The following is a 17,726-nucleotide window of genomic DNA, read 5'->3' as shown; positions in this document are numbered from 1 at the left end:
CGCTTACAAGATAAACCGATCAGGAGCCAGACATGCAAATCGATTGGGACGTTGAAATCCCCATGGACGATGGTTTGGTGGTTCGGGCCGACGTCTTTCGCCCGAAAGAGGAAGGACGCTACCCCGTGTTGATGTCCTACGGACCATACGCCAAAGGCCTGCCATTCCAGGTGGGATTCCCCGCACAATGGCAATCGCTCACTACTAAGCACCCGGAAATTCTGAAGGGCAGCAGCGGCAAGTACGCGAACTGGGAAACCGCGGATCCGGAAAGATGGGTGCCGTTGGGTTACATCTGCATTCGCGTGGACTCGCGCGGCGCTGGCCGATCGCCGGGCGTCATCGATTGCTTCTCCCCGCGCGAGGCGCAGGACTTCTACGATTGCATTGAATGGGCAGCGAAACAACCGTGGAGCAACGGGAAGATCGGCCTGGCCGGCGTTTCCTACTACGGCGCCACCCAATGGCTGGCGGCGGCGAAACGTCCTCCGCATCTGGCCGCGATCTGCCCGTTCGAAGGGTTCTCCGACTACTATCGCGACGCCTGCCGGCACGGCGGCATCCTCAACACGTTCATGGTGGCCTGGTATCCGAAGCAGGTGGAAAACGTGCAGCACGGCCTGGGGCGGCGCGGGCGTGTGAACCCTAACAACGGGTTGCCGATCTCCGGGCCGGCAGAACTCAGCGACGGAGAACTGCTCGCCAATCGCGTCGACATCAACGCGACGCAGTTGAGCGCCGAGCTTATCACTGATAGCTACTTTGACGGCCGCCGTGCGGACCTGGGTGCGATCGAGGTACCGGTGCTTTCCTGCGGCAACTGGGGTGGCCATGGCCTGCACCTGCGCGGCAATGTCCAAGGCTACTTGGGTGCCGGCTCGAAGCATAAGTGGCTCGAATTGCACGGGCTCGAGCATTGGACGGAGTTCTATACGGACTACGGCGTGGCGCTCCAGAAGCGGTTTTTTGACTGCTTCCTCAAGGGCGAGGACAACGGCTGGGATCGGCAGCCGCCGATCAAGATGCAGGTGCGCCACGTGGATCGTTTTGTGGAGCGCGACGAGCATGAATGGCCCTTGGCGCGCACCGCATGGACGCCCATGTATCTGGACGCCGGCGCACCGAGCCTGCGATCGGAGCCGAGCGTGACAGCTTCGCGCGTCTCGTTTGACGGCATGGCAGGCAAGGTAAGCTTCAGCACTGCACCCTTCGAGCGCGAAACCGAGGTGACCGGCCCGCTGTCTGCCACGCTCTGGATCTCCACGACGGCCCGCGATGCGGATCTGTTCCTGACGCTGCGGGCTTTCGCTCCGGACGGCAAGGAGCACCTGATCTTGGGGGCAGTCGAACCCAATGCCCCCCTCGCGCAAGGCTGGCTTAGAGCGTCGCACCGAAAGCTGGATCCTCAAGCCTCCAGGCCGTATCAGCCCGTGCACACGCACCAGGAGATCCAACTTCTCGAACCGAACGAGATCTACGAGCTGCAGGTCGAGATCTGGCCCATGTGCTTCGTCTTCCCGAAGGGCTACCGGCTGGTGCTGACTGTGGGCAGCTCGGACTTCGAGCACGACCTGCCCGGACCCTATCCGCAGATTTATGGCAAGTCGATGCGCGGCTCGTCGGTGCTGCTGCACGATCACCCCGACGACCGCAGGTCTGACCGCTTCGCCGGTCAGACCACCGTTCACACGGGCGAGAAGTACGCGTCGTTCCTGCTTCTCCCCGTCATTCCCGCAACATGCTGAACGGAGGCGCCATGAGCACGACGGGTCGGAAATTCCTCGCGCGCACCGCTGGTGCATTTGCGGCCGCCGGCCTCCTGCTGCGGCACGCCGCCAACGCACAACAGGCATGGCCGGCCAGAGCGGAGATTCCACCAAGATGACACTGAAAGAGCGGCTTGCCCCGCCGCTGCGTTTCAGGCCTGATATGGCGTCGCTCAACAGGGCTCGATGAACTTCTCGATCCATCCAGAGGCCCGGGCGATGCTTCTTCGGGCGGGAATTTGCAGCAGCTTGCGTTGCATGCCCCCCATTCGGACGGGCGCGTCTCACAGGGAAAGGGACGCGCTGACGATAGCAGCTCTACGCGTTGACCGTAGTTCGGCCCGAAGCGGCCATCTGTCGGCGTGATTGCGAATGGCAGAGAAGGGTCGATTAGAGCCATCTGGCTTGACAGCGATCTCGCCTGCTAAATGCCCACGTGGCCGCTGCAGATCCCACGCAGCATCCCCGGTATTCGGTACCGAGCCAAGTAAGACCGACCGATGAGCACATCGTCCTCCATCTTTCCAACCGGTGGGACAGGGTTTCGGAGCTATGAGCCGCGCCCGATAGGGGATTCCGATCTATCTATCGTTCCGAACCTCTCCGTATCGGAACCTTAGCCATCTTCCCGCATCACGCCGTGCAACGACTCTCCGAACTTTCTGCTGGCCCGTTAAGAGGCGATCAGACAGTACCGGCAATGACCACGCAACCCGGCTGGCGGCGCTACGCTACGCTACGCTACGGCTGGCCAACCGAACCTAGCCTTAACACAAGCCGTTGATTTCGCTGGAATTCGGTCCGACCCGATCTTGAACCGCCCAGTTTTTCTCTCGGATTCCTCATGCTGATAAGAATGGTTATCGGCATGATGGCGAATGACAAAAAAGCCGCCCGGAGGCGGCTATCTTTACTCGGTTTCTGCATAGACACGCAGCTTCCAGCGGATCTCGCCTTGGTTCGTACTGTGCTGCTTGTGGTTCTGCGTCGTGAACGGGTCGCCCGCATTCAATGCGCGCTCTTGGCCGCATCCCGTGCGGACATGGATGCCCGAATGCGACACTGTCTTTCCGGGCGCGTGCTCCGTTTCAAAAACTTGGTTCGGCTTGGCTTTTTTCACTGCCTTTTCATCAAGGTACAACGCCATCATTTTCTCCTCTAGCCCTCCATGGGCCTGCCGGCGCACTTGAGGGCAGACATATGTGATTCAAGAGGCGTTTTCCCACTCATCCTCGGACGGCCGGATCGCGTCGACCAAGGCTTGAAGCCGCGCCGCGTCGCCGGGGGCCTGGTCGCTATACGTCAGCCGGCCCCACACCACGACGGCGCCGTGCGCGAACTGCTGGAACTACCCTTTCGCAGTGAAATCGGTCTCTCTGTCGGCCATTTCCTTCCAGAGCCCAATCGACGCCCCGACCACGGCTGTCAAGTCAGCGTAGGAATAGCGCGGCTCGCGCCGGGCCGCGTCGGCGCGCTCGGCGTCGATTTCGCCTGCGCGCGCATGGCGCTGCGCACTTCGCGACGAAAACCACTCATGCGTTCTCCCTTGCCCCCGCGGGCGTTCCCTACCGATGCGGCTCGAACGGATTCAACAGGTCGACCCCGAAGTCCGCGAAATCACTAACATTGCGCGTCACGACGGTCAGATGGTGCTGCTTGGCCGTTGCCGCGATCATGGCATCCTCGTACAGCGTCTCGGAACGCCGGTGCATCAACCGCGCCCACAGGCGGAAGGTGCCTGCATCCATAGGCAGCACGTTGTAGACGGCGGAAACCAGATCCACCCATCGCTCGATTTCGTCAGCCTTGGTGACGTCCTGGTCGCGCGTGAGTTCGATGCCGGCCTGAATCTCCCCCAGGGTCACGGCCGACAGGAAGAGCTTGTCGTCGGTCACCGATTGGAGCCACTCAACGACCGCACCATGAGGGCGAGGCCGCCGTAGTTCAGAGATGACGTTGGTGTCCAGCAGGTACATGCGATGCATTCAGTGAGCCGGGACGACACGCCGGCGACGTGCGGCGCCACGCGGCGGCACGAGACATTCCGTGCGGGCCGTGTCGGAGAGCAAGAGGTCCTTAAGGGATGGCTTGGCCGCTGCATGCAATCGCCGCCATTCTGCCGCCGGCACCAGGACGGCCGCTTCGGTACCACGCTTGGTCACCATCTGTGGGCCGCTGGAGAGGCAGGCGTCGAGAAATTCACTGAAACGCGCTTTGGCGTCCTGAACAGACCATGCTTTCATGATTGCCCCATATAACTAGTTACCTGACTAGTCTATCACTTCCTTTGGCCGCTTGCAGAGCGGTTGTCCGCTATTCGCAAATATACGAGAGGATTACGGCCGCCCCTTCATCTGCCTTGCTCGCAACTCCAATGATCGGCAAGAAGACGAGTGACAAAAAAGCCGCCCCGGGGCGGCGTCACTGCGCTCAATCCTCGCTCCATCGGTGACATCTCCAACACCATGCATATCGAAGGCGAGGGAAATCGTCACCCTGGGCAGGGAAGCGATTTCCCCGCTGGGATCAACAGCCATTGCAGGAGTCAAGCTGTGTTTGATACCTACTTCAGCATCGGATCCACAGGCGCACCAGGTTGTCCCCGGAGACACTCGTGTTTCCCTTGCGTTTTGCGGCAAGCCGCAGATAGCGCTCCAGCACTTCCAGTTCATGATCGGAAGCCTGCGAGAGCCAGTCGTTCCAGTGCTGCCAGAACGATTTGCGATTTCCCTCCATATCGATTCTCCTAACAGCGGGAATCGATCCCAGGGGACGGATTCCCCAGGCGGCTGGAAACATCGCGGCGTCAGCAACACCTCACCGATCGCCCTCTTCCTCGAGTTCGCCGAACAAATCCCACACGAAGCGAGCGGGTCGAAAGCTAATGCCGTCGACCTTGAATCCTTCCCCGTAATGGCGGAAGTTCGCTTCGATGAATGTCGTGACTTCCAACATCGCCTTGAAATATGTCACGTCGCATTTGCTGTGCTTATGAAACTCCACACAGTATTCGGCGTTGACCCAGATCTTCTTTCCCTCAGCCGGGACGGCTGCCACTGTCACCAGCAGCGGGTCGCGCCGTCGAAGGCATAACCAAGCTCAATGAGCCAGCCTTGTTGCGCGTAGCGCTGGAACCGTGACAGACCTTCTTCCAGCACAACACACAAGCCGGCTTCGAGGCGTTCGTAAAAAATACTGTCGCCAAAGAGCTGACGGTCATCACACGGAGCGTGCCTGGTAGCGCGGTCCTCGCGGTGGCTCGGACTGACAACGTCATCGTCAAACGCGGCATCGAAATTGAAACCGGGCGGAACGTCGACGTAGTGGTCGGCCGTACTATGTTGAGAAAACAAATACATGGTGAGATCTCCCGTCAGTGTTGAGCGGCAGACGCACCAGTTTCCCGAGCGGGCGGCGTCAGCCCGCAAGGGTGGAAAGGGAACAGCCATCAGTAGATGGCCGCGGGTGATTCATTGGAACGTGGGGGTTCAGTCCAACGCCCTGCTGCTACATGGCCGGTTACTGTGAGCCTGCGCATCCGTGAGGACGCAGCGTGGGAGGCGTGCAGACTCAGGGAGTTCCGGTCTGAAACCATTTCAGAGACCCAGTTTCATCCTAAGGGCGCAAGCAGAGCTTGCTGAGCGTTGAATTGGCCGGACAACGCACAAACCGGGAACATCCTGTGACAACCTGGAGGTTCCGAAAGGGAGAACCCCTTCAGAACCCACCAGGTCAGCGACTCAAGCATACGACCCGGTACGGCGGGGAGCAAACGCCCACGAATCACGGTACGGATTTCGCCTTGCGATTCGCCCTCCCTAACCTTATAGGCTTGGGCAGACGGATCTCCGAGCTTGAAGCCGATCAAGACTTTCCGATCGGCGAGTACATCCTGCTCGAGCATTTTGACGATTTCCTTGGCGCGTTGACCAACGACGTAGACGTCGCAGTACGTGTACTGGGCGTCATCGCGTTTGCCACGCAGAGCAGCGATGTTGCAGGCGAGCACAGGACCATTGTCGGTCGGCACATCACGCACGCGTGAGAGATAGCCGATACCAGACATGTGGAGATCGAAGTACTGCGATTGGACTTGCTGGGAAGCGGATTGGGATTGCGACATGATGGGCTCCTAAAATGAAAAAAGGGAGTCCACACATCCCGGCGGGAGTGTTAGAACCCCCAGCTGGGACAATCAATCAGATTTTGATCACGTCCAAGATCCCAGAGGGATCCGTTGCCATTTCATGGACCGAGCAACGTTCAAGGCCGTCAGGTGAACTGACAGGGATTGATCCGATAACCGAGATCGGACGGGGCCGAGGCCAGCTAAAACGGTTCTGTTCAACGCGAAGATTTGGAAGATGTCAAGCACCTCTCGATGCGGCAAATCTCACAAAATAGGACTTGTCCGGTTGCGGGCGCGCTCATGCCGCTGCCTAACTTGATTCGTCGGCAGTGCCGACACTCGCACGCCGTGAGGCGCTACGGACAATTTTTCCGCAGTAAGAATGGAATGACCATGATGCCGCGGCGGTGCTAACGCCTAGCGATACTCCTGTGCTGCTGTTCCGCCGAGCAGACGATGGGATTGGGGCCAACCCGGTCCTCATTAGGGAAAATGGGGGAGGTCAATCCCCAGGCTGCTGCTCTGCCAACTCCCGCGCCACGGCGTCGGCACCTGCCTGCACGAACACCGCCAATCTGTCAGTGCCCAGATACGCATTCATTTCGCACACCAAGGCGCCCTTGGCAGCTCCATCGAGCCAGGGCCGTCCGCATGCCAGCAGGCGAATTGTCTGGCGGTAGTGTTCGAGGTAGCGCCGCTGCTCAGGTACGGCCATGGCCGGCGCTCCGGGCTGCCCATGGCCTGTGTAGATGCTGTCTTCCGGCATCAGGATGGATTCCAATTGCGTCAGGCTGTGCAGCCACTGCGTCGAGTGGCCATCGTTCATGAACGAGTGCACGCCATTGAACACGACGTCGCCAACGAAGACTGCCCGCCGGCTCTCTCCGACCAGCCAGCAGGTATCGCAGGCAGATTCGCCCTTGCCGAGTTCCACCAGTTCAAAGCGAAGCCCATCGATCCACATCGCTTCGCCTGTCGCCATAAACCTGTCTGCGGTGAACTTGTCATCGGGCCACTCGGCACCGAAGATCGGCTTCCACTTCAGCGCTTTGCTATCGACGCTCCCGTGGATGGCCGCATTGACCGCTCGCGTTGTGATCACCGGGACCTTGCCGGCGATATCGCGGAGCTGGCCAACGCCGTTGTAGTGATCCGGATGGCCATGCGTGATCAGGATCGCTGCCAGCGGCTTGCCGATGGACCCGGCATAGGCTTTGAGTCCGCGCGCTTCGGATACGGTCATCATCGTGTCGATGATGACCAGTTGCTTCGCGGTTTCGACGATGAAGGCGTTGGTATGGAAAGTATCTGCCCCGGATCCATACTGATGCACCCTGCATCCATCGTGCTCAAAGCGCGAGACGGTGCATTCAAGATTGAAGGTCATGCTGTAGCTTTGCTCCTCATTACTCAAGCAAGCCACTAAGCCGAAGCGGTGGCCACTCGGTGCACGTGTATTCCGCTCATGTACGCCGTTGCTCGCAGCGGCGTTCCGAACACCATTGATTTCACGTAAGTACTGAACGGAATATTCCCATGGCCGGAAATTCAATAGCCCCTGCTTCACAGTTCATCGACGTTGTTCTGCAAACATTCGGCTTCGTCGCTGCTTAGCATCTGGACCAGCGCGGTGGATCGCGGTACCCGCATATTGCCTTCGTTGACAGATAGAAGCCACTTCTCGCGGTCGCCGTGAGTCAGACAATTTCAGTACCGAAATGGCCCCGAAGAAGGCATCCGATGCAGATGAGCTCACTGCAAGCTTAAGACTCGTCAAAACGGAAAACTTCAATAGAACTGAGCCCCCGTACTGTACGCGAATGTCGGTGATTGGGCACGGTAGGCTCTGCAGAACCCACTCAATTAATCTGGATTGCACAGGATGTGGGAAGCGTACCGCGCCAATAACAGCGAAGGCGCAGACAACGCTCAATAATTAGGACGTGTCCGATTCCATTGACAGCATGTCACCAGTAAACTTGCGGCATACCTTACCGAAGAGCGACATGAAGCAAAGTGAAGCACGCCGAGCCCTGATACTGGGACTCGCCGCCATTTCCATGGCCGCCGGCATCGCCTGGGCTGGCGAGGCCGAGGACCTGTATGCGGCGATGGCGGCTGGCAAGTGCAAGCCCGCCACCACCACCTTGCAAGCGCGGGCTAAGGCCGGCGCGGTCGCGGCCCAGACGAAGCTGGCTATGGCCTATTACTTTGGCACCTGCATCAAGATGGACATGCAGGCGGCCACGGTGTGGCTGCGCAAGGCCGGCGCGCAGGGCGACGCGGATGCGCGCAATCAGATTGGCATGATGTATTTGCATGGCGAGGGCGTGCCCAAGGACCCAGCCGAGGCTGTGCGCTGGCTCCGCCTGGCGGCGGAGCAAGGCTACGCGCCGGCCCAGTTCAACCTGGCATACCGATACCTCAACGGCGACGGCGTGGCGGTGGACGCCCGCGAAACGGTCAAATGGATGCGCAAGGCGGCCGAGCAGGGCGACGCGGATGCACGCAATCAGATTGGCATGATGTATTTGCATGGCGAGGGCGTGCCCAAGGACCCGGCCGAGGCTGTGCGCTGGCTCCGCCTGGCGGCGGAGCAAGGCAACGCGGCGGCCCAGTTCAACCTGGCATACCGATACCGCAACGGCGACGGCGTGGCGGTGGACGCCCGCGAAACGGTCAAATGGATGCGCAAGGCGGCCGAGCAAGGCGACGCGGATGCGCAGGTGTACCTTGGCTCCGCGCTGTTCAACGGCGAAGGCATGCTCCTGAGCAACAAGCGTGAAGGCGTGAATTGGTTTCGGAAGGCCGCCGTGCAGGGCAATGAGTTTGGCCAGTTGGACCTGGCGATAGCCTACTCACATGGCTTGGGCGTGCCGCGCAACAGGGTACTGGCCTATGCCTGGGTGCTGCTATCGACCCGCGGGGTCAAGCCGGATGCGGAGGGCGTGAAACTGCGCACTGAAATCGAGAAGGACCTGACCGCCAAACAGCGGGCAGAGGCCGAGCGGCTGGCGCGCGAGTGGAAGGTGGGACAGGATCTCACGACAACAATGCAGTGAGCCACGTGTTGCTGAACCACCAGTTGTCAAGAGTCGGCACCCTCCTCCCGCACGGAGCGATCCGAGCGAGCACCTTATTGCTTCAATGAGAGCTATTCGAAGTGGCCAAGGGCAGGAATGTTATGACTCGGTTCGACAACGTAGTGGCGCTGTGTCGGGAAAAGACGGCGCTATGGAAAGGCCAAGAAGAGCGGCATCGGATTTCGTCGCGCTGTGTGCCCCCTTGATGGCCAATATTGACCCAATCCCAACTTCGGAAAAAATAGGAATGAAAAAACAACTGCTGCGCCTGAGTGCTGTCATGCTTGTCATCGGCGGACCCGCGCACGTTCATGCGGCGAAGCTGCCGTCGCTGCCCTCCCTTCTCGAATGCAAGGGCGAAGCCAGCGGTGTGGCCGCCTATGTCGACGCGCTGGAAGACGGCGGACTGCCAAGCTGGAGCAAGAATGAAGAATTGAGCGGCTTTGCCTCAGACGTGTATCGCACTCCGAAGCCCGTCAACGTCGCCGGCCTGACCGCCACTAACGTGCGGTTCGGCTCCTACCAACTCGGCAACTACACTGCCTATGGCATCACCAGCGCCACCGATCTCGACGCCGTGGCCCAACAGCTCGGTCTGCGCGGCGTGGCCGGCCGGGGCCTGGCCCGCGAAAGCACACGCGGTGCGTGGATCGTGGCGCGCGAGTATGAGGGGCGGGTAGAGTTGGGCTGTGAGTATCCCAACCCGTTGCTTGGCGGGAAGACGGGCGCGTCAAAGCGCTAATCCCGGTAGGAGCGATGCTTGTCCTGGCACCGCCACTACCCCTATCTGACCCTCCTGCCAGTGACAGTGATTGACGAGAGCTCGTGCGAGCCTGTGGTGCATGAGCTGTCGCGCACTTTACCGTATCGAGGAACAGATCCGAGGTAAGCCTTCAGACGAACGCCAGCGGGTACGGCAGGTGCTCGCCATGCCGTTGCTCGACGACATGAAGCATGTGGTTCGAAGCGACGCAACGCAAGTTGCGCGCTTCGATTTGATCATGACACTGCCTCGTGTCATACGCGCCGTCACCGCCGACGGTGCCAATCGGCACGTCTTCAGGGATCTGATCGAGCAGTTCGGGCAACGCGTCGGCATCGGCGACGTCTTGATGCGTCATCGGTGCAGCGCATACCTGGCCGGTATTCGCATCTTTGCCAGATGCACCTTGCGCCAGGTGCGCCGCTTCGAATAGCCTTGTTTGCACACCTTCCATTCGCCTTCGCCATACAGTTTCACGCCAGTGCTGTCCACCAGCAGGTGCATCGACTCACCGGTGTACATGGCTGGCAACGTCACCGCGAGCTCCTGCGCGTGGCGGCTCAACGTCGTGTCCCACAGGGACTTCCTTCGATCGTCATTCGATACCGGCAGTTCGGGGAATGCGAGCTTGCGCAGGCAGCACGCGAAGCCCTGGAGAGCCCGCAGAGGCAGATGGAAGACTTGCTTGAGCCCAAGCAGCATCTGAATCGTCGCGTCCGAGTAGATGTGCGGCCGCCCCAGCCTGGGCAACGTGCCATCGGGAACCGTGCCCAGTACGCTTTCGTCGACCCACATCGTCACGTCACCTCTCGCGATCAAGCCGGCGTGGTAGCTCGCCCGGTTCCTGACACGATAGACCCCCTTCGGCTCGTTTCGCTTGTGCTCGTCCTTACGCATCTTCCCGGGGAAAAATCGAGAAGCAACGCAAGTCCCCGGAAAACTAGCAGACCTGCCGCACCGACTGTTGCGCGCAAACGTCAGCTCGCGCCACCGGATTTATGCAACAACCTTCCTATTTGAGCGAAGAAAGCATGAAATATTCAGCACTTGTATTGGTTGGTCTATTTTTGGTGATTGGGGTCTTCGCTAACGCGACATCATTTGGACGTAAGGCGACTGCCGACATTGATTCGATTGACAGTAAGCCTGCTATTTGCTTCCCGAAGGATGCAGGGAAGGCGTTTTCAGTCGGCTGGATATCAGTCTATGAGAGCTATGCAATAAATCCCGGCTCTTGGGGGGCAGCACTCGAAGCGGGCGCCAGACCATTAGTGCTAAAGCCTGGCGATTGCATCGTATTTGGTGTTGCGCCAGATGGCTATGAATTATATTACCATAAAATAAATAATTTGCCGTTGAAGCTCGAATCAAATAGGACTTATGTATTTCGAATTAGTAATGCTTACCAGCCAAGATATAGTTATTCGGCTGTTTTTTGTGTCAGCAAGTCCGCAGATTGAGCTCAGGAATACCGTCAGTACACGCGACTGCCTGATGGAAGTGAATTCATTCCATCTTGCGATGCCAAACGCAACGGAAATTCGCAATCGGATTGATGTTGGTTGCTGTGGTTACATCTGACTGGGCTGCCTCGAGACCGGCTGACTCCATGGATGATGAGATAAAGGAGCTTACAAAATGGAAAATAAGTTATATCAACGGAAACTACGGTCGGCGCTCTCTGATCTTTTTGTAGATAGCGAGGTCGACTACAAGAAAATCGCGGAGGTGGCAAAATATTACTCCATTGAGGAGGTTGAGTTCGCTCTGTTTGAAAGAGTGGCACCCGTTTGCATCAGCAATATGCTGACACCGACGCCATCTATTTGGTGGCACTTCGACGAAGAGCAACTGCTAGTGGATATTGAGTCACTGGTCAAGAAGAGGGCTGAACAGGGGGTGCTGGGTAAATGTCTATCCGCTGTGACAGGGCGTTTTATACGTCTAATTAGTGCGAAGGCATGGACCCAGCTAAAAGACGAAATCGAGATAGCCAAGAAGGAGGGCTAACAGCATCTCGTTATACAGAACCCATGAACCCTCCCGCCGCGCCTGAATCAGAAAGGCGGCATGCATTGTTCGCTGCGTGCCTATCCAGATCGTTTTGGCGCAGGGTTCGCCATCACTCTTGCGCCCAAGCGGTCCTCCCAGAGAGGCCACCAGGCAAATCCTCTGATTCAGGGCGCGCTCTGGGCGCTCGACGACTTCGGCACGGGGCAGGGTTCGCTGTCCTACCTTGAACAGCTCGATGCCGATTTCCTCAAGATCGATCGCTCGTTCGTCATGGGCATCGGCACGGACTCCGTCAACGCCGTGGTGCTCGACACCATCATAGGTGTTCGAGGAGTATTGGATCGCATAGCGACCCCAGTTCCCGAACACGCCAACCGGAGCTTTTCCCACTGCCTCTACTCAATCTCCGAAAAGCACTAGTCCCTGCGAAATGCCGTCTTTATGGATACGCTCAAGGGAGGGGATCTGCCGCGCGTCCATGCGTTTCCACGATACAGTGGCCTTGCCAGTTTCCAGGCCAGTGCGACTCATTCGTCGTCTGCCCGTCGAGAGGTTTGCACTAATGCTACGCTCCTCGCCGGAACCTCGATGAAAATAGTTGTAGTCGTAGCCAGTCATGGTCATCGCCTGCTGCTGGTAGCGGAAGGCATAACGCGTGGTGCTCGTGTCCCAGGTCCCTGCACTCATCGACGACAGGCGAAAGGACACCATCAGCAGGCCACGTTCGATGGCGATCCCGTCGAAGGGATCGTCGGCCACCGGATTGTCGTGCGGAGGGATAAAGGCGTTGTTCTGCAGAAGTTTATTGAAACCGCCATGGGCGTTGGACAGGGCCAGCACCAGCATGCGCGGATTGGCATCGATCTCCGACTCTCCGAGGCCATCGTTCTTGCGTCGGTAAGCGGCGTCGTTGCCTTGCAGCACCAGTGCCACATCAGCCTTGCCGTCGTTGTTCAGATCGCCTGCGGCGCTTGCCAGTACCCTCCAGTCGCGCGGTACGAAATCACTGTGCTGCTGCCCGCTAGCCGTTACCGTCGGATAGCGGCACGGAGGAAAGTCGTCGCTCTCCTGGGCTTGGCTGAGTGGCGGGATCAGGGCTGCCAAAATTGGTATCAGTGCTGAAATTCTCATCGTGATCCTAAGAGTTGCGTTGTTTTTTGAGAAGACAGTGATTAACAGTCATCGGAGCGAATCCGTCGTGGCGGACGCCGGCTGAGCAGCGGGATGGCCTGTGCCTGCTGCTCGAATTGGAACCGCTGGTCTCGCCGTGCCTTATGGTTCTGGCGAAGGGGCGTGGCTGGCCAAGTTTGCATAGATCGTAGCGCGTCAACCTGGGGGGATCGAACCGCTCCGAGTCATCTTCCATTACGCACGCATCGTCACCATTCGAGTCCTGGTCCTGCAGCGTGCGCTCCAGTTCAGAAATCGCCTGATCCCGCTTGGCAACCGGATCAGTCCAGATCGTGTCGAAGACGACGGCACCGCCGACGAATGCGGCTACAAGGCCAGCGGCGAAGGTTTGGCCAAGATAGCCTTGCAGGCGAGGTTGGGCGTCTGCAAGCGAGACGCTCGTTCCCCTGCGGCCGGGATCGAACATCTGCGATGTACTTCGGCTTTCCCGTTGCGTTCCACGCGGCGAGACGTGGGCGGGAAATGGGCCATATCCCAACGTCAGGTATGTGCCTGCGTTTGGCCGATCTGTTCGCAAACCAGTTCGATGAACACGTCGGAACTGAGTATGCCGGTGCCCATGCATGAGAACGCGGTTTTCCCCCCAAGGTCTTGAATGGTCAATCTCTCGGTCGATTTGCCCAGTTCGAGACGTTTTAGCGTGCTGAGAGGCCAGGTGACGCCATCAACGTGCAGCCCTTCGTTCGAGAGTGTCAGTTCTTGCGTTTTCAGAGCCAGGAAGCGGCCAATCCAGCGTTTTATGTAGAAATCCGTAGTTCGGATATAGCGAAAAGTGGCACGATGGCCATCCGCGATTTGCTATTCCAGGACGGGCAGGCGATGAGCAACATGGCGTGTACGGAATTCGTCCATGAAATCGTCGAAGCCCCTGAGCTCGCCGGATACCAGGACCCAATTCTGTTCCGGCGTGGTGCGGTAGGCAAAGTTGTTGATCGATCCTGCGAGGGCGGTTTGGCCACTTGCAAACAGATAGACATCCTGGATGGCAGCAAAAGGCGCATAGGTGCGCGTCTCGCCGATCTGATGAACCACCCCGTCTTCGTGCAGTTCAAAACGGCTCTTGCGCCGCCTTATCACCATATAGCATTGCAGCAGCACGATTAATACCAGTATCGCCATGAAAGCGGAACTGCCATGGTGGAGGCTGAGATTGTCGGGGGTGACCAGATTCACGTGAGAGTACCGGATGGGCGCTGCTGCATGCCGTGTACTCGCCGGAAGAATCGTGCTCAGATACAGTACAAAGCCTGACGCGCCGGCCAGGACGGCGGCAAAAATGGCTAAGAAAATGGGGCCGATCCGACTGTGGCGAAACAATGCGAGTGCTTCGGAGGCCGGCGGGGTTCGTGGATGAGTCATGCTACTTCCTTATTGGGGATCAAAGCGGTCCTTATTCGTATTCAGGTTATCTTGATGCAATCGTTGCGCCCACTGGGCAGGGATCTGCCTTCCATGGGGCGTCCACGGAGACGCGTTGTGCCCTGCCGCTGACACTGAGCTCGCCAGAAGTGTTCGTTCGATTCAGACGAATTTTCCGAATTCCGCTCGTCGCGAGGCGTGCTGCATCCATCCGGGCTAGCCCCTGGTTCAGGGGCTTGGCAAACATGCCGCGTGGGTCCACCTGCCGATACCCTCGCGGGGCTCGGGACTGGGATCACCAGATATACCGGTAGCCCATGCTGACCGACCACGGCTCGTCCAGCCTGGAGCCGCTTGCATACTCGTAGTCGACATACGGGCGGTGGCTCGTGCCCAGTGACGCGGCGACGCCCCGGGCCCCGTTCGGTGCGGCCGCCGGACAGGTCGGTCCGGGTGGCGATGCCGTTGGTGCGTACCGTGCGCTTGCCGTCGAACGCCTCCGACCGGCTCAGTTTGACGTAGGGCTGAAATGGACCGAGAACACAGCCAAGGCAAACACCTATCGCGAGACACGCTTGCCATGGCCTGCTCGAACAGTACGCCGGACAGCTCAGGCAACGCCTCGCCCTGCTGCACCCGCGTGGCCACGCCATGCCCACCGCCCTGTCATCCTTGACGCAGGTCCCGCGGCCAAAGGCAACGCCCAGATGTGCCTGGGCCGCGGCTACGCGAGCCTTGGCCCGTGCGTGCAAGGTGGCGGTGGCTCGCACTTGCCACCTCTCATCCCGGGTACAGGTCCTCGGCCTCGTCAGCCCAGGCGCTGCCGACAGCCACCGAAATAGCGGCGAGTCCTAGCATCGGGGCTCGGCGTGTATTCTGTTGCTTCATGTCGCGTTTCGATAAGGTATGCCGCCAGTGTACTGGCGGCATACCGCTAATGAAATCGGACACGTCCTAAACAGCGAGCTATCGACCGCGCCATACGCCACACCCGTCGCCAATCGTTTCCTTCAAGCAGCCGACAGTCGTGCCTGGGCCAGTACCACGGTGCCGCTGTTGGTCTTCCCGATCAGCGTCGCTATATTCGCTGTCTGCGGTGCACTGCTGCGCATGCCGCGGAACGTGGCCGCGATGGGGTCACGCACGATCATGGCCTCCGGTCTCGTCCCGTCCGTCCTTGGCAACCGTTTGGGGAGCGCATGTCCCCACCGCCCGCCTCTCGCCAGCGAGCGCTATGCCACCGTTGCCAATGGCTCCCATGTACTACTCGTCAAAAACCGAAAATTAGTATTCCAGATTCGCGTCATTTAGGACTTGTCCGATTTCATTGGCGGTATGCCTCCAGTAGACTTGCGGCGTGCGTTCGCTGCCCCCCTTTTTTTCCTGCGATATCCGCATCTTGCAGGCACTGGGGCTCGCGTGGGGTGGACCCGGCGCAAGCTCTGCCATGGATGCCATGGTTGGCATCAAGCATCGGCAGGACCACCTTATAGAGCCAGTCGTGGGCATGCTGCGTTTCCACGGATACACTCGCGTTGGTAAGCCAAATGGGGCTCCGTCAGTTCCAGTCTTTTCCAATCGGAAAGGAGATACCCGGAGCGAATGGGGATCATCAACTCGGTGGCCAGCACCGTCCCAACCAATTGAGTGTACTTGACCATTTCACGGCACCAAGCCACTCCGCTCCCAACAGAATCCAGATGGCAGAAGTATGGACAACGTCAACAAACTAACTGAAATTCTGGCACTTTGCGTTCCGCAGCTAGATCCATCGCCGCTGCGTGCTGCGCCACCAGCCAGTACTGACAGGTCGGATGTATTGGCGTGGTTCGCCAATCATCTTGAGCAACAGGGTCTCCTCGCCTATGAGGAGTGGAAAGAGTATTTCGGTCACGTACCTGCCCTCCAATCTCTCTCTGGCATCGATTTCGCAGACTATGACGATGACTTCATCATTAGCCTTATCGAGGATGTTGAATTCCCTGACGCGGAGGCCGCCTATACCCTGCAATACGAGTTGCCTTTTTTGGAGCATATCAATTCCATCCTTCAGCCCCAAGGCCTGCGCTTAGTTGACCTGTTGCCGTTCGAGAATGCGTATATCTTCTGCGTCAAGGATGACGAAGACCAATTGCGACAGCTTAGCAAGTGCTTGCAGGCATTTGATATGGACATCAATGAACGCAGCGCAATGAATCAGCAACAGGCGATGGCGCATCTTGATGCATTGCTGGGAAATGGCTGAGGATCAATCCTCGTCACGTCGGCTGGAAACCGCCAGCGCAGGTATCTTCGCGCGCTGTTCAACGGCGAAGGCATGCTCCTGAGCAAAAAAGCGTGAAGGCGTGAAATGGTTGCGGAAGACCGCCGTGCAGGACGATGAGTTTGCACGGATGGACATGGCGATGGCCTACGAACGTGGCTTGGGCGTGCCGCGGCCCCCCCCCTATCAGCAGGGTTGAACAACTACTGCCTTGGGCTGTTGGCAGGGATCGAGCCGCACTATCCCAAGAAACGGCGAGGCCGCCCGACGAGGCACTGGAAGATGCGCTGTACGACAGCATGGCGATCCGCACGTTCGCGCGAATAGACCTGGCGTTCTCCGCCTTCCGGATCTCGATGCGCATGCGCTCTCCGGGTTGTAGTTGTTGGTATTTCGTTCTTGTCATTCACCCCACCCTTAGCGGATGGCAAGGTGTTGCACTTCAAATTTGAGGCCGCCATGCGTAAACTCTCGGCGTCGGGCAGCTAAGACGACTATGCGAAACCGATTTGGAAAAATGGTGCGTGCGCTCGCCGGACTAGTCGTGGCTTTGCCGCCTTTGGCCGGGGCAGATGATGCCCAGGCCCAATCACTGCAAGGCGTTTGGGAAGGCACGTTGGGCACCCAGAACATCGTTGCCTGCTTCAACGGCGATACCACGGGGTCGGGCAGCTACTACTACCTGCATTACCTCAAGCCGATCCAGCTTCAACGTGAAAAGGACGGCACGGGCTGGTTCGAGTCGCGCTACGATTCGAAGGCCGGTAAGGACGTCAAGACTGGATCGTGGTCGCTGCAGACGATGGACAATGGTCGCCTGAAGGGCGAGTGGAAGCACCCGAAGAGAGGTCGCTCGTTGCCGCTTGCGCTCACCCCGATCAGCGATGAGGGCGATGAGTTGCCCTGCGCGAGTAACTCTTTTAACGACCGGCTCGAAACCGTGCAACCGGTGGCAATAGGCAAACAGGAGGTCTTCGAGGGCAAGCCGTTCCGGCGGCTACGTGCAGGCGGAGAAGAAACGCTTGAATTGCTGGTCGACGGCCCCGGTATCGCCAAGATCAATCGCGTGCTGCGCTCGAAGTGTAACGGCCCGGCCAATACCGTATTGACGAACCGCACTTTGGCGCTCGTGTGGCAGGAAGACTTGCACTGCAAAGCC

General features: G+C 58.9%; 22 protein-coding genes and 3 pseudogenes. 10 read left to right on the top strand and 15 right to left on the bottom strand.

The annotated features are described in order from the left end of the window. The first annotated feature begins 32 nt into the window (after positions 1 to 32). Positions 33 to 1,745, top strand: coding sequence for a CocE/NonD family hydrolase (locus AC07XB_RS36025; RefSeq protein WP_492372323.1), 1,713 nt, complete (start codon positions 33 to 35; stop codon positions 1,743 to 1,745). Between the two features lie 931 nt (positions 1,746 to 2,676). Here the strand turns inward: AC07XB_RS36025 and AC07XB_RS36020 are convergent. The 8 genes from AC07XB_RS36020 to AC07XB_RS35985 all read right to left on the bottom strand — a co-directional run bounded on the left by AC07XB_RS36020 (position 2,677) and on the right by AC07XB_RS35985 (position 7,282). Continuing rightward, positions 2,677 to 2,916, bottom strand: coding sequence for a protein L (locus AC07XB_RS36020; protein WP_492832480.1), 240 nt, complete (start codon positions 2,914 to 2,916; stop codon positions 2,677 to 2,679). Positions 2,917 to 3,331: 415 nt separating this feature from the next. Continuing rightward, positions 3,332 to 3,742: a type II toxin-antitoxin system VapC family toxin gene (locus AC07XB_RS36015; RefSeq protein ID WP_492832482.1), complete on the bottom strand. Its 411-nt coding sequence runs from the start codon at positions 3,740 to 3,742 to the stop codon at positions 3,332 to 3,334. 9 nt (positions 3,743 to 3,751) lie between these two features. Further along, on the bottom strand, positions 3,752 to 4,009 hold the full coding sequence (locus tag AC07XB_RS36010; RefSeq protein ID WP_492832484.1) for a type II toxin-antitoxin system Phd/YefM family antitoxin: 258 nt from the start codon (positions 4,007 to 4,009) through the stop codon (positions 3,752 to 3,754). A gap of 325 nt (positions 4,010 to 4,334) precedes the next feature. Further along, positions 4,335 to 4,502 carry a hypothetical protein gene (locus AC07XB_RS36005; RefSeq protein ID WP_492372329.1) on the bottom strand — a complete coding sequence of 56 codons (168 nt, stop codon included), beginning with the start codon at positions 4,500 to 4,502 and terminating at the stop codon, positions 4,335 to 4,337. 81 nt (positions 4,503 to 4,583) lie between these two features. After that, on the bottom strand, positions 4,584 to 4,739 hold the full coding sequence (locus AC07XB_RS36000) for a hypothetical protein (RefSeq protein ID WP_492832486.1): 156 nt from the start codon (positions 4,737 to 4,739) through the stop codon (positions 4,584 to 4,586). A gap of 86 nt (positions 4,740 to 4,825) precedes the next feature. Beyond that, positions 4,826 to 5,125, bottom strand: a complete 300-nt coding sequence (locus AC07XB_RS35995) for a hypothetical protein (RefSeq protein ID WP_492832488.1) — start codon at positions 5,123 to 5,125, stop codon at positions 4,826 to 4,828. Positions 5,126 to 5,376: 251 nt separating this feature from the next. After that, the gene (locus tag AC07XB_RS35990; protein ID WP_492832490.1) at positions 5,377 to 5,889 is read right to left on the bottom strand and encodes a DUF3577 domain-containing protein; all 513 of its coding nucleotides are present in this window, start codon (positions 5,887 to 5,889) and stop codon (positions 5,377 to 5,379) included. A 508-nt stretch (positions 5,890 to 6,397) separates the two neighbouring features. Beyond that, positions 6,398 to 7,282 carry an MBL fold metallo-hydrolase gene (locus AC07XB_RS35985; RefSeq protein ID WP_492832492.1) on the bottom strand — a complete coding sequence of 295 codons (885 nt, stop codon included), beginning with the start codon at positions 7,280 to 7,282 and terminating at the stop codon, positions 6,398 to 6,400. Between the two features lie 619 nt (positions 7,283 to 7,901). On the opposite strand from AC07XB_RS35985, the gene AC07XB_RS35980 reads away from it, so the two are divergent. From AC07XB_RS35980 to AC07XB_RS35970, 3 genes and pseudogenes are all read left to right on the top strand, one after another. After that, a complete protein-coding gene (locus AC07XB_RS35980) occupies positions 7,902 to 8,957 on the top strand; it encodes a tetratricopeptide repeat protein (protein WP_492832494.1) in 1,056 nt (351 codons plus the stop codon). 268 nt (positions 8,958 to 9,225) lie between these two features. Then, the gene (locus AC07XB_RS35975; protein ID WP_492832496.1) at positions 9,226 to 9,720 is read left to right on the top strand and encodes a hypothetical protein; all 495 of its coding nucleotides are present in this window, start codon (positions 9,226 to 9,228) and stop codon (positions 9,718 to 9,720) included. 112 nt (positions 9,721 to 9,832) lie between these two features. Next, positions 9,833 to 9,968: pseudogene (locus AC07XB_RS35970) on the top strand (IS66 family transposase); the annotation flags it as partial. Here AC07XB_RS35970 and AC07XB_RS35965 read toward each other — a convergent pair. Next, positions 9,962 to 10,638: pseudogene (locus tag AC07XB_RS35965) on the bottom strand (IS5 family transposase); the annotation flags it as partial. The pseudogenes AC07XB_RS35970 and AC07XB_RS35965 overlap by 7 nt on opposite strands. Positions 10,639 to 10,739: 101 nt before the next feature. Here AC07XB_RS35965 and AC07XB_RS35960 point away from each other — a divergent pair. After that, a complete protein-coding gene (locus AC07XB_RS35960) occupies positions 10,740 to 11,201 on the top strand; it encodes a hypothetical protein (RefSeq protein ID WP_493688196.1) in 462 nt (153 codons plus the stop codon). A 178-nt stretch (positions 11,202 to 11,379) separates the two neighbouring features. Continuing rightward, positions 11,380 to 11,751 (top strand): DUF7079 family protein, encoded by a 372-nt coding sequence (locus AC07XB_RS35955; protein WP_492832500.1) that lies wholly within the window; start codon positions 11,380 to 11,382, stop codon positions 11,749 to 11,751. On the opposite strand, the gene AC07XB_RS35950 is transcribed toward AC07XB_RS35955, so the two are convergent. Beyond that, positions 11,713 to 11,901, bottom strand: a complete 189-nt coding sequence (locus AC07XB_RS35950) for an IS4 family transposase (protein WP_492832502.1) — start codon at positions 11,899 to 11,901, stop codon at positions 11,713 to 11,715. The genes AC07XB_RS35955 and AC07XB_RS35950 overlap by 39 nt on opposite strands. Here AC07XB_RS35950 and AC07XB_RS35945 point away from each other — a divergent pair. Further along, positions 11,812 to 12,174 carry an EAL domain-containing protein gene (locus AC07XB_RS35945; RefSeq protein WP_492832504.1) on the top strand — a complete coding sequence of 121 codons (363 nt, stop codon included), beginning with the start codon at positions 11,812 to 11,814 and terminating at the stop codon, positions 12,172 to 12,174. The two genes, AC07XB_RS35950 and AC07XB_RS35945, sit on opposite strands and share 90 nt — an antisense overlap. Here AC07XB_RS35945 and AC07XB_RS35940 read toward each other — a convergent pair. The 4 genes from AC07XB_RS35940 to AC07XB_RS35925 all read right to left on the bottom strand — a co-directional run bounded on the left by AC07XB_RS35940 (position 12,154) and on the right by AC07XB_RS35925 (position 15,455). Then, complete coding sequence (locus AC07XB_RS35940) at positions 12,154 to 12,885, bottom strand: hypothetical protein (RefSeq protein WP_492832506.1); 732 nt, start codon at positions 12,883 to 12,885, stop codon at positions 12,154 to 12,156. The two genes, AC07XB_RS35945 and AC07XB_RS35940, sit on opposite strands and share 21 nt — an antisense overlap. Before the next feature lie 7 nt (positions 12,886 to 12,892). Next, positions 12,893 to 13,351 carry a hypothetical protein gene (locus AC07XB_RS35935; RefSeq protein WP_492832508.1) on the bottom strand — a complete coding sequence of 153 codons (459 nt, stop codon included), beginning with the start codon at positions 13,349 to 13,351 and terminating at the stop codon, positions 12,893 to 12,895. A gap of 392 nt (positions 13,352 to 13,743) precedes the next feature. Further along, positions 13,744 to 14,304 (bottom strand): hypothetical protein, encoded by a 561-nt coding sequence (locus AC07XB_RS35930; protein WP_492832510.1) that lies wholly within the window; start codon positions 14,302 to 14,304, stop codon positions 13,744 to 13,746. Positions 14,305 to 15,314: 1,010 nt separating this feature from the next. Beyond that, entirely contained in the window at positions 15,315 to 15,455 is a 141-nt protein-coding gene (locus AC07XB_RS35925; protein ID WP_492832512.1) for a hypothetical protein, read from the bottom strand. A gap of 560 nt (positions 15,456 to 16,015) precedes the next feature. Here AC07XB_RS35925 and AC07XB_RS35920 point away from each other — a divergent pair. Beyond that, positions 16,016 to 16,549 carry a hypothetical protein gene (locus tag AC07XB_RS35920; protein ID WP_492832514.1) on the top strand — a complete coding sequence of 178 codons (534 nt, stop codon included), beginning with the start codon at positions 16,016 to 16,018 and terminating at the stop codon, positions 16,547 to 16,549. 3 nt (positions 16,550 to 16,552) lie between these two features. On the opposite strand, the gene AC07XB_RS35915 is transcribed toward AC07XB_RS35920, so the two are convergent. After that, complete coding sequence (locus tag AC07XB_RS35915) at positions 16,553 to 16,705, bottom strand: hypothetical protein (RefSeq protein WP_492832516.1); 153 nt, start codon at positions 16,703 to 16,705, stop codon at positions 16,553 to 16,555. 78 nt (positions 16,706 to 16,783) lie between these two features. On the opposite strand from AC07XB_RS35915, the pseudogene AC07XB_RS35910 reads away from it, so the two are divergent. Together AC07XB_RS35910 and AC07XB_RS35905 are read left to right on the top strand one after the other, a co-directional pair. Further along, positions 16,784 to 16,902: pseudogene (locus AC07XB_RS35910) on the top strand (IS5/IS1182 family transposase); the annotation flags it as partial. 182 nt (positions 16,903 to 17,084) lie between these two features. Further along, positions 17,085 to 17,726: hypothetical protein (locus AC07XB_RS35905; RefSeq protein WP_492832518.1), on the top strand; the 642-nt coding region annotated here is incomplete at its 3' end.

The organism is Cupriavidus sp. GW821-FHT02F09 (assembly GCF_059421605.1).
The sequence above is the reverse complement of the archived record's forward strand: the minus strand, read 5'-3'. Positions and strand labels throughout refer to the sequence as shown.

Excerpts from the sequence above, each read along its gene's own strand:
- AC07XB_RS36025 (WP_492372323.1), top strand. The coding sequence starts at position 33 with ATGCAAATCGATTGGGACGTTGAAATCCCCATGGACGATGGTTTGGTG.
- AC07XB_RS36020 (WP_492832480.1), bottom strand. The coding sequence starts at position 2,916 with ATGATGGCGTTGTACCTTGATGAAAAGGCAGTGAAAAAAGCCAAGCCG.
- AC07XB_RS36015 (WP_492832482.1), bottom strand. The coding sequence starts at position 3,742 with ATGTACCTGCTGGACACCAACGTCATCTCTGAACTACGGCGGCCTCGC.
- AC07XB_RS36010 (WP_492832484.1), bottom strand. The coding sequence starts at position 4,009 with ATGAAAGCATGGTCTGTTCAGGACGCCAAAGCGCGTTTCAGTGAATTT.
- AC07XB_RS36005 (WP_492372329.1), bottom strand. The coding sequence starts at position 4,502 with ATGGAGGGAAATCGCAAATCGTTCTGGCAGCACTGGAACGACTGGCTC.
- AC07XB_RS35995 (WP_492832488.1), bottom strand. The coding sequence starts at position 5,125 with ATGTATTTGTTTTCTCAACATAGTACGGCCGACCACTACGTCGACGTT.
- AC07XB_RS35990 (WP_492832490.1), bottom strand. The coding sequence starts at position 5,889 with ATGTCGCAATCCCAATCCGCTTCCCAGCAAGTCCAATCGCAGTACTTC.
- AC07XB_RS35985 (WP_492832492.1), bottom strand. The coding sequence starts at position 7,282 with ATGACCTTCAATCTTGAATGCACCGTCTCGCGCTTTGAGCACGATGGA.
- AC07XB_RS35980 (WP_492832494.1), top strand. The coding sequence starts at position 7,902 with ATGAAGCAAAGTGAAGCACGCCGAGCCCTGATACTGGGACTCGCCGCC.
- AC07XB_RS35975 (WP_492832496.1), top strand. The coding sequence starts at position 9,226 with ATGAAAAAACAACTGCTGCGCCTGAGTGCTGTCATGCTTGTCATCGGC.
- AC07XB_RS35960 (WP_493688196.1), top strand. The coding sequence starts at position 10,740 with ATGCAACAACCTTCCTATTTGAGCGAAGAAAGCATGAAATATTCAGCA.
- AC07XB_RS35955 (WP_492832500.1), top strand. The coding sequence starts at position 11,380 with ATGGAAAATAAGTTATATCAACGGAAACTACGGTCGGCGCTCTCTGAT.
- AC07XB_RS35945 (WP_492832504.1), top strand. The coding sequence starts at position 11,812 with ATGCATTGTTCGCTGCGTGCCTATCCAGATCGTTTTGGCGCAGGGTTC.
- AC07XB_RS35940 (WP_492832506.1), bottom strand. The coding sequence starts at position 12,885 with ATGAGAATTTCAGCACTGATACCAATTTTGGCAGCCCTGATCCCGCCA.
- AC07XB_RS35935 (WP_492832508.1), bottom strand. The coding sequence starts at position 13,351 with ATGTTCGATCCCGGCCGCAGGGGAACGAGCGTCTCGCTTGCAGACGCC.
- AC07XB_RS35930 (WP_492832510.1), bottom strand. The coding sequence starts at position 14,304 with ATGACTCATCCACGAACCCCGCCGGCCTCCGAAGCACTCGCATTGTTT.
- AC07XB_RS35925 (WP_492832512.1), bottom strand. The coding sequence starts at position 15,455 with ATGATCGTGCGTGACCCCATCGCGGCCACGTTCCGCGGCATGCGCAGC.
- AC07XB_RS35920 (WP_492832514.1), top strand. The coding sequence starts at position 16,016 with ATGGACAACGTCAACAAACTAACTGAAATTCTGGCACTTTGCGTTCCG.
- AC07XB_RS35915 (WP_492832516.1), bottom strand. The coding sequence starts at position 16,705 with ATGTCCATCCGTGCAAACTCATCGTCCTGCACGGCGGTCTTCCGCAAC.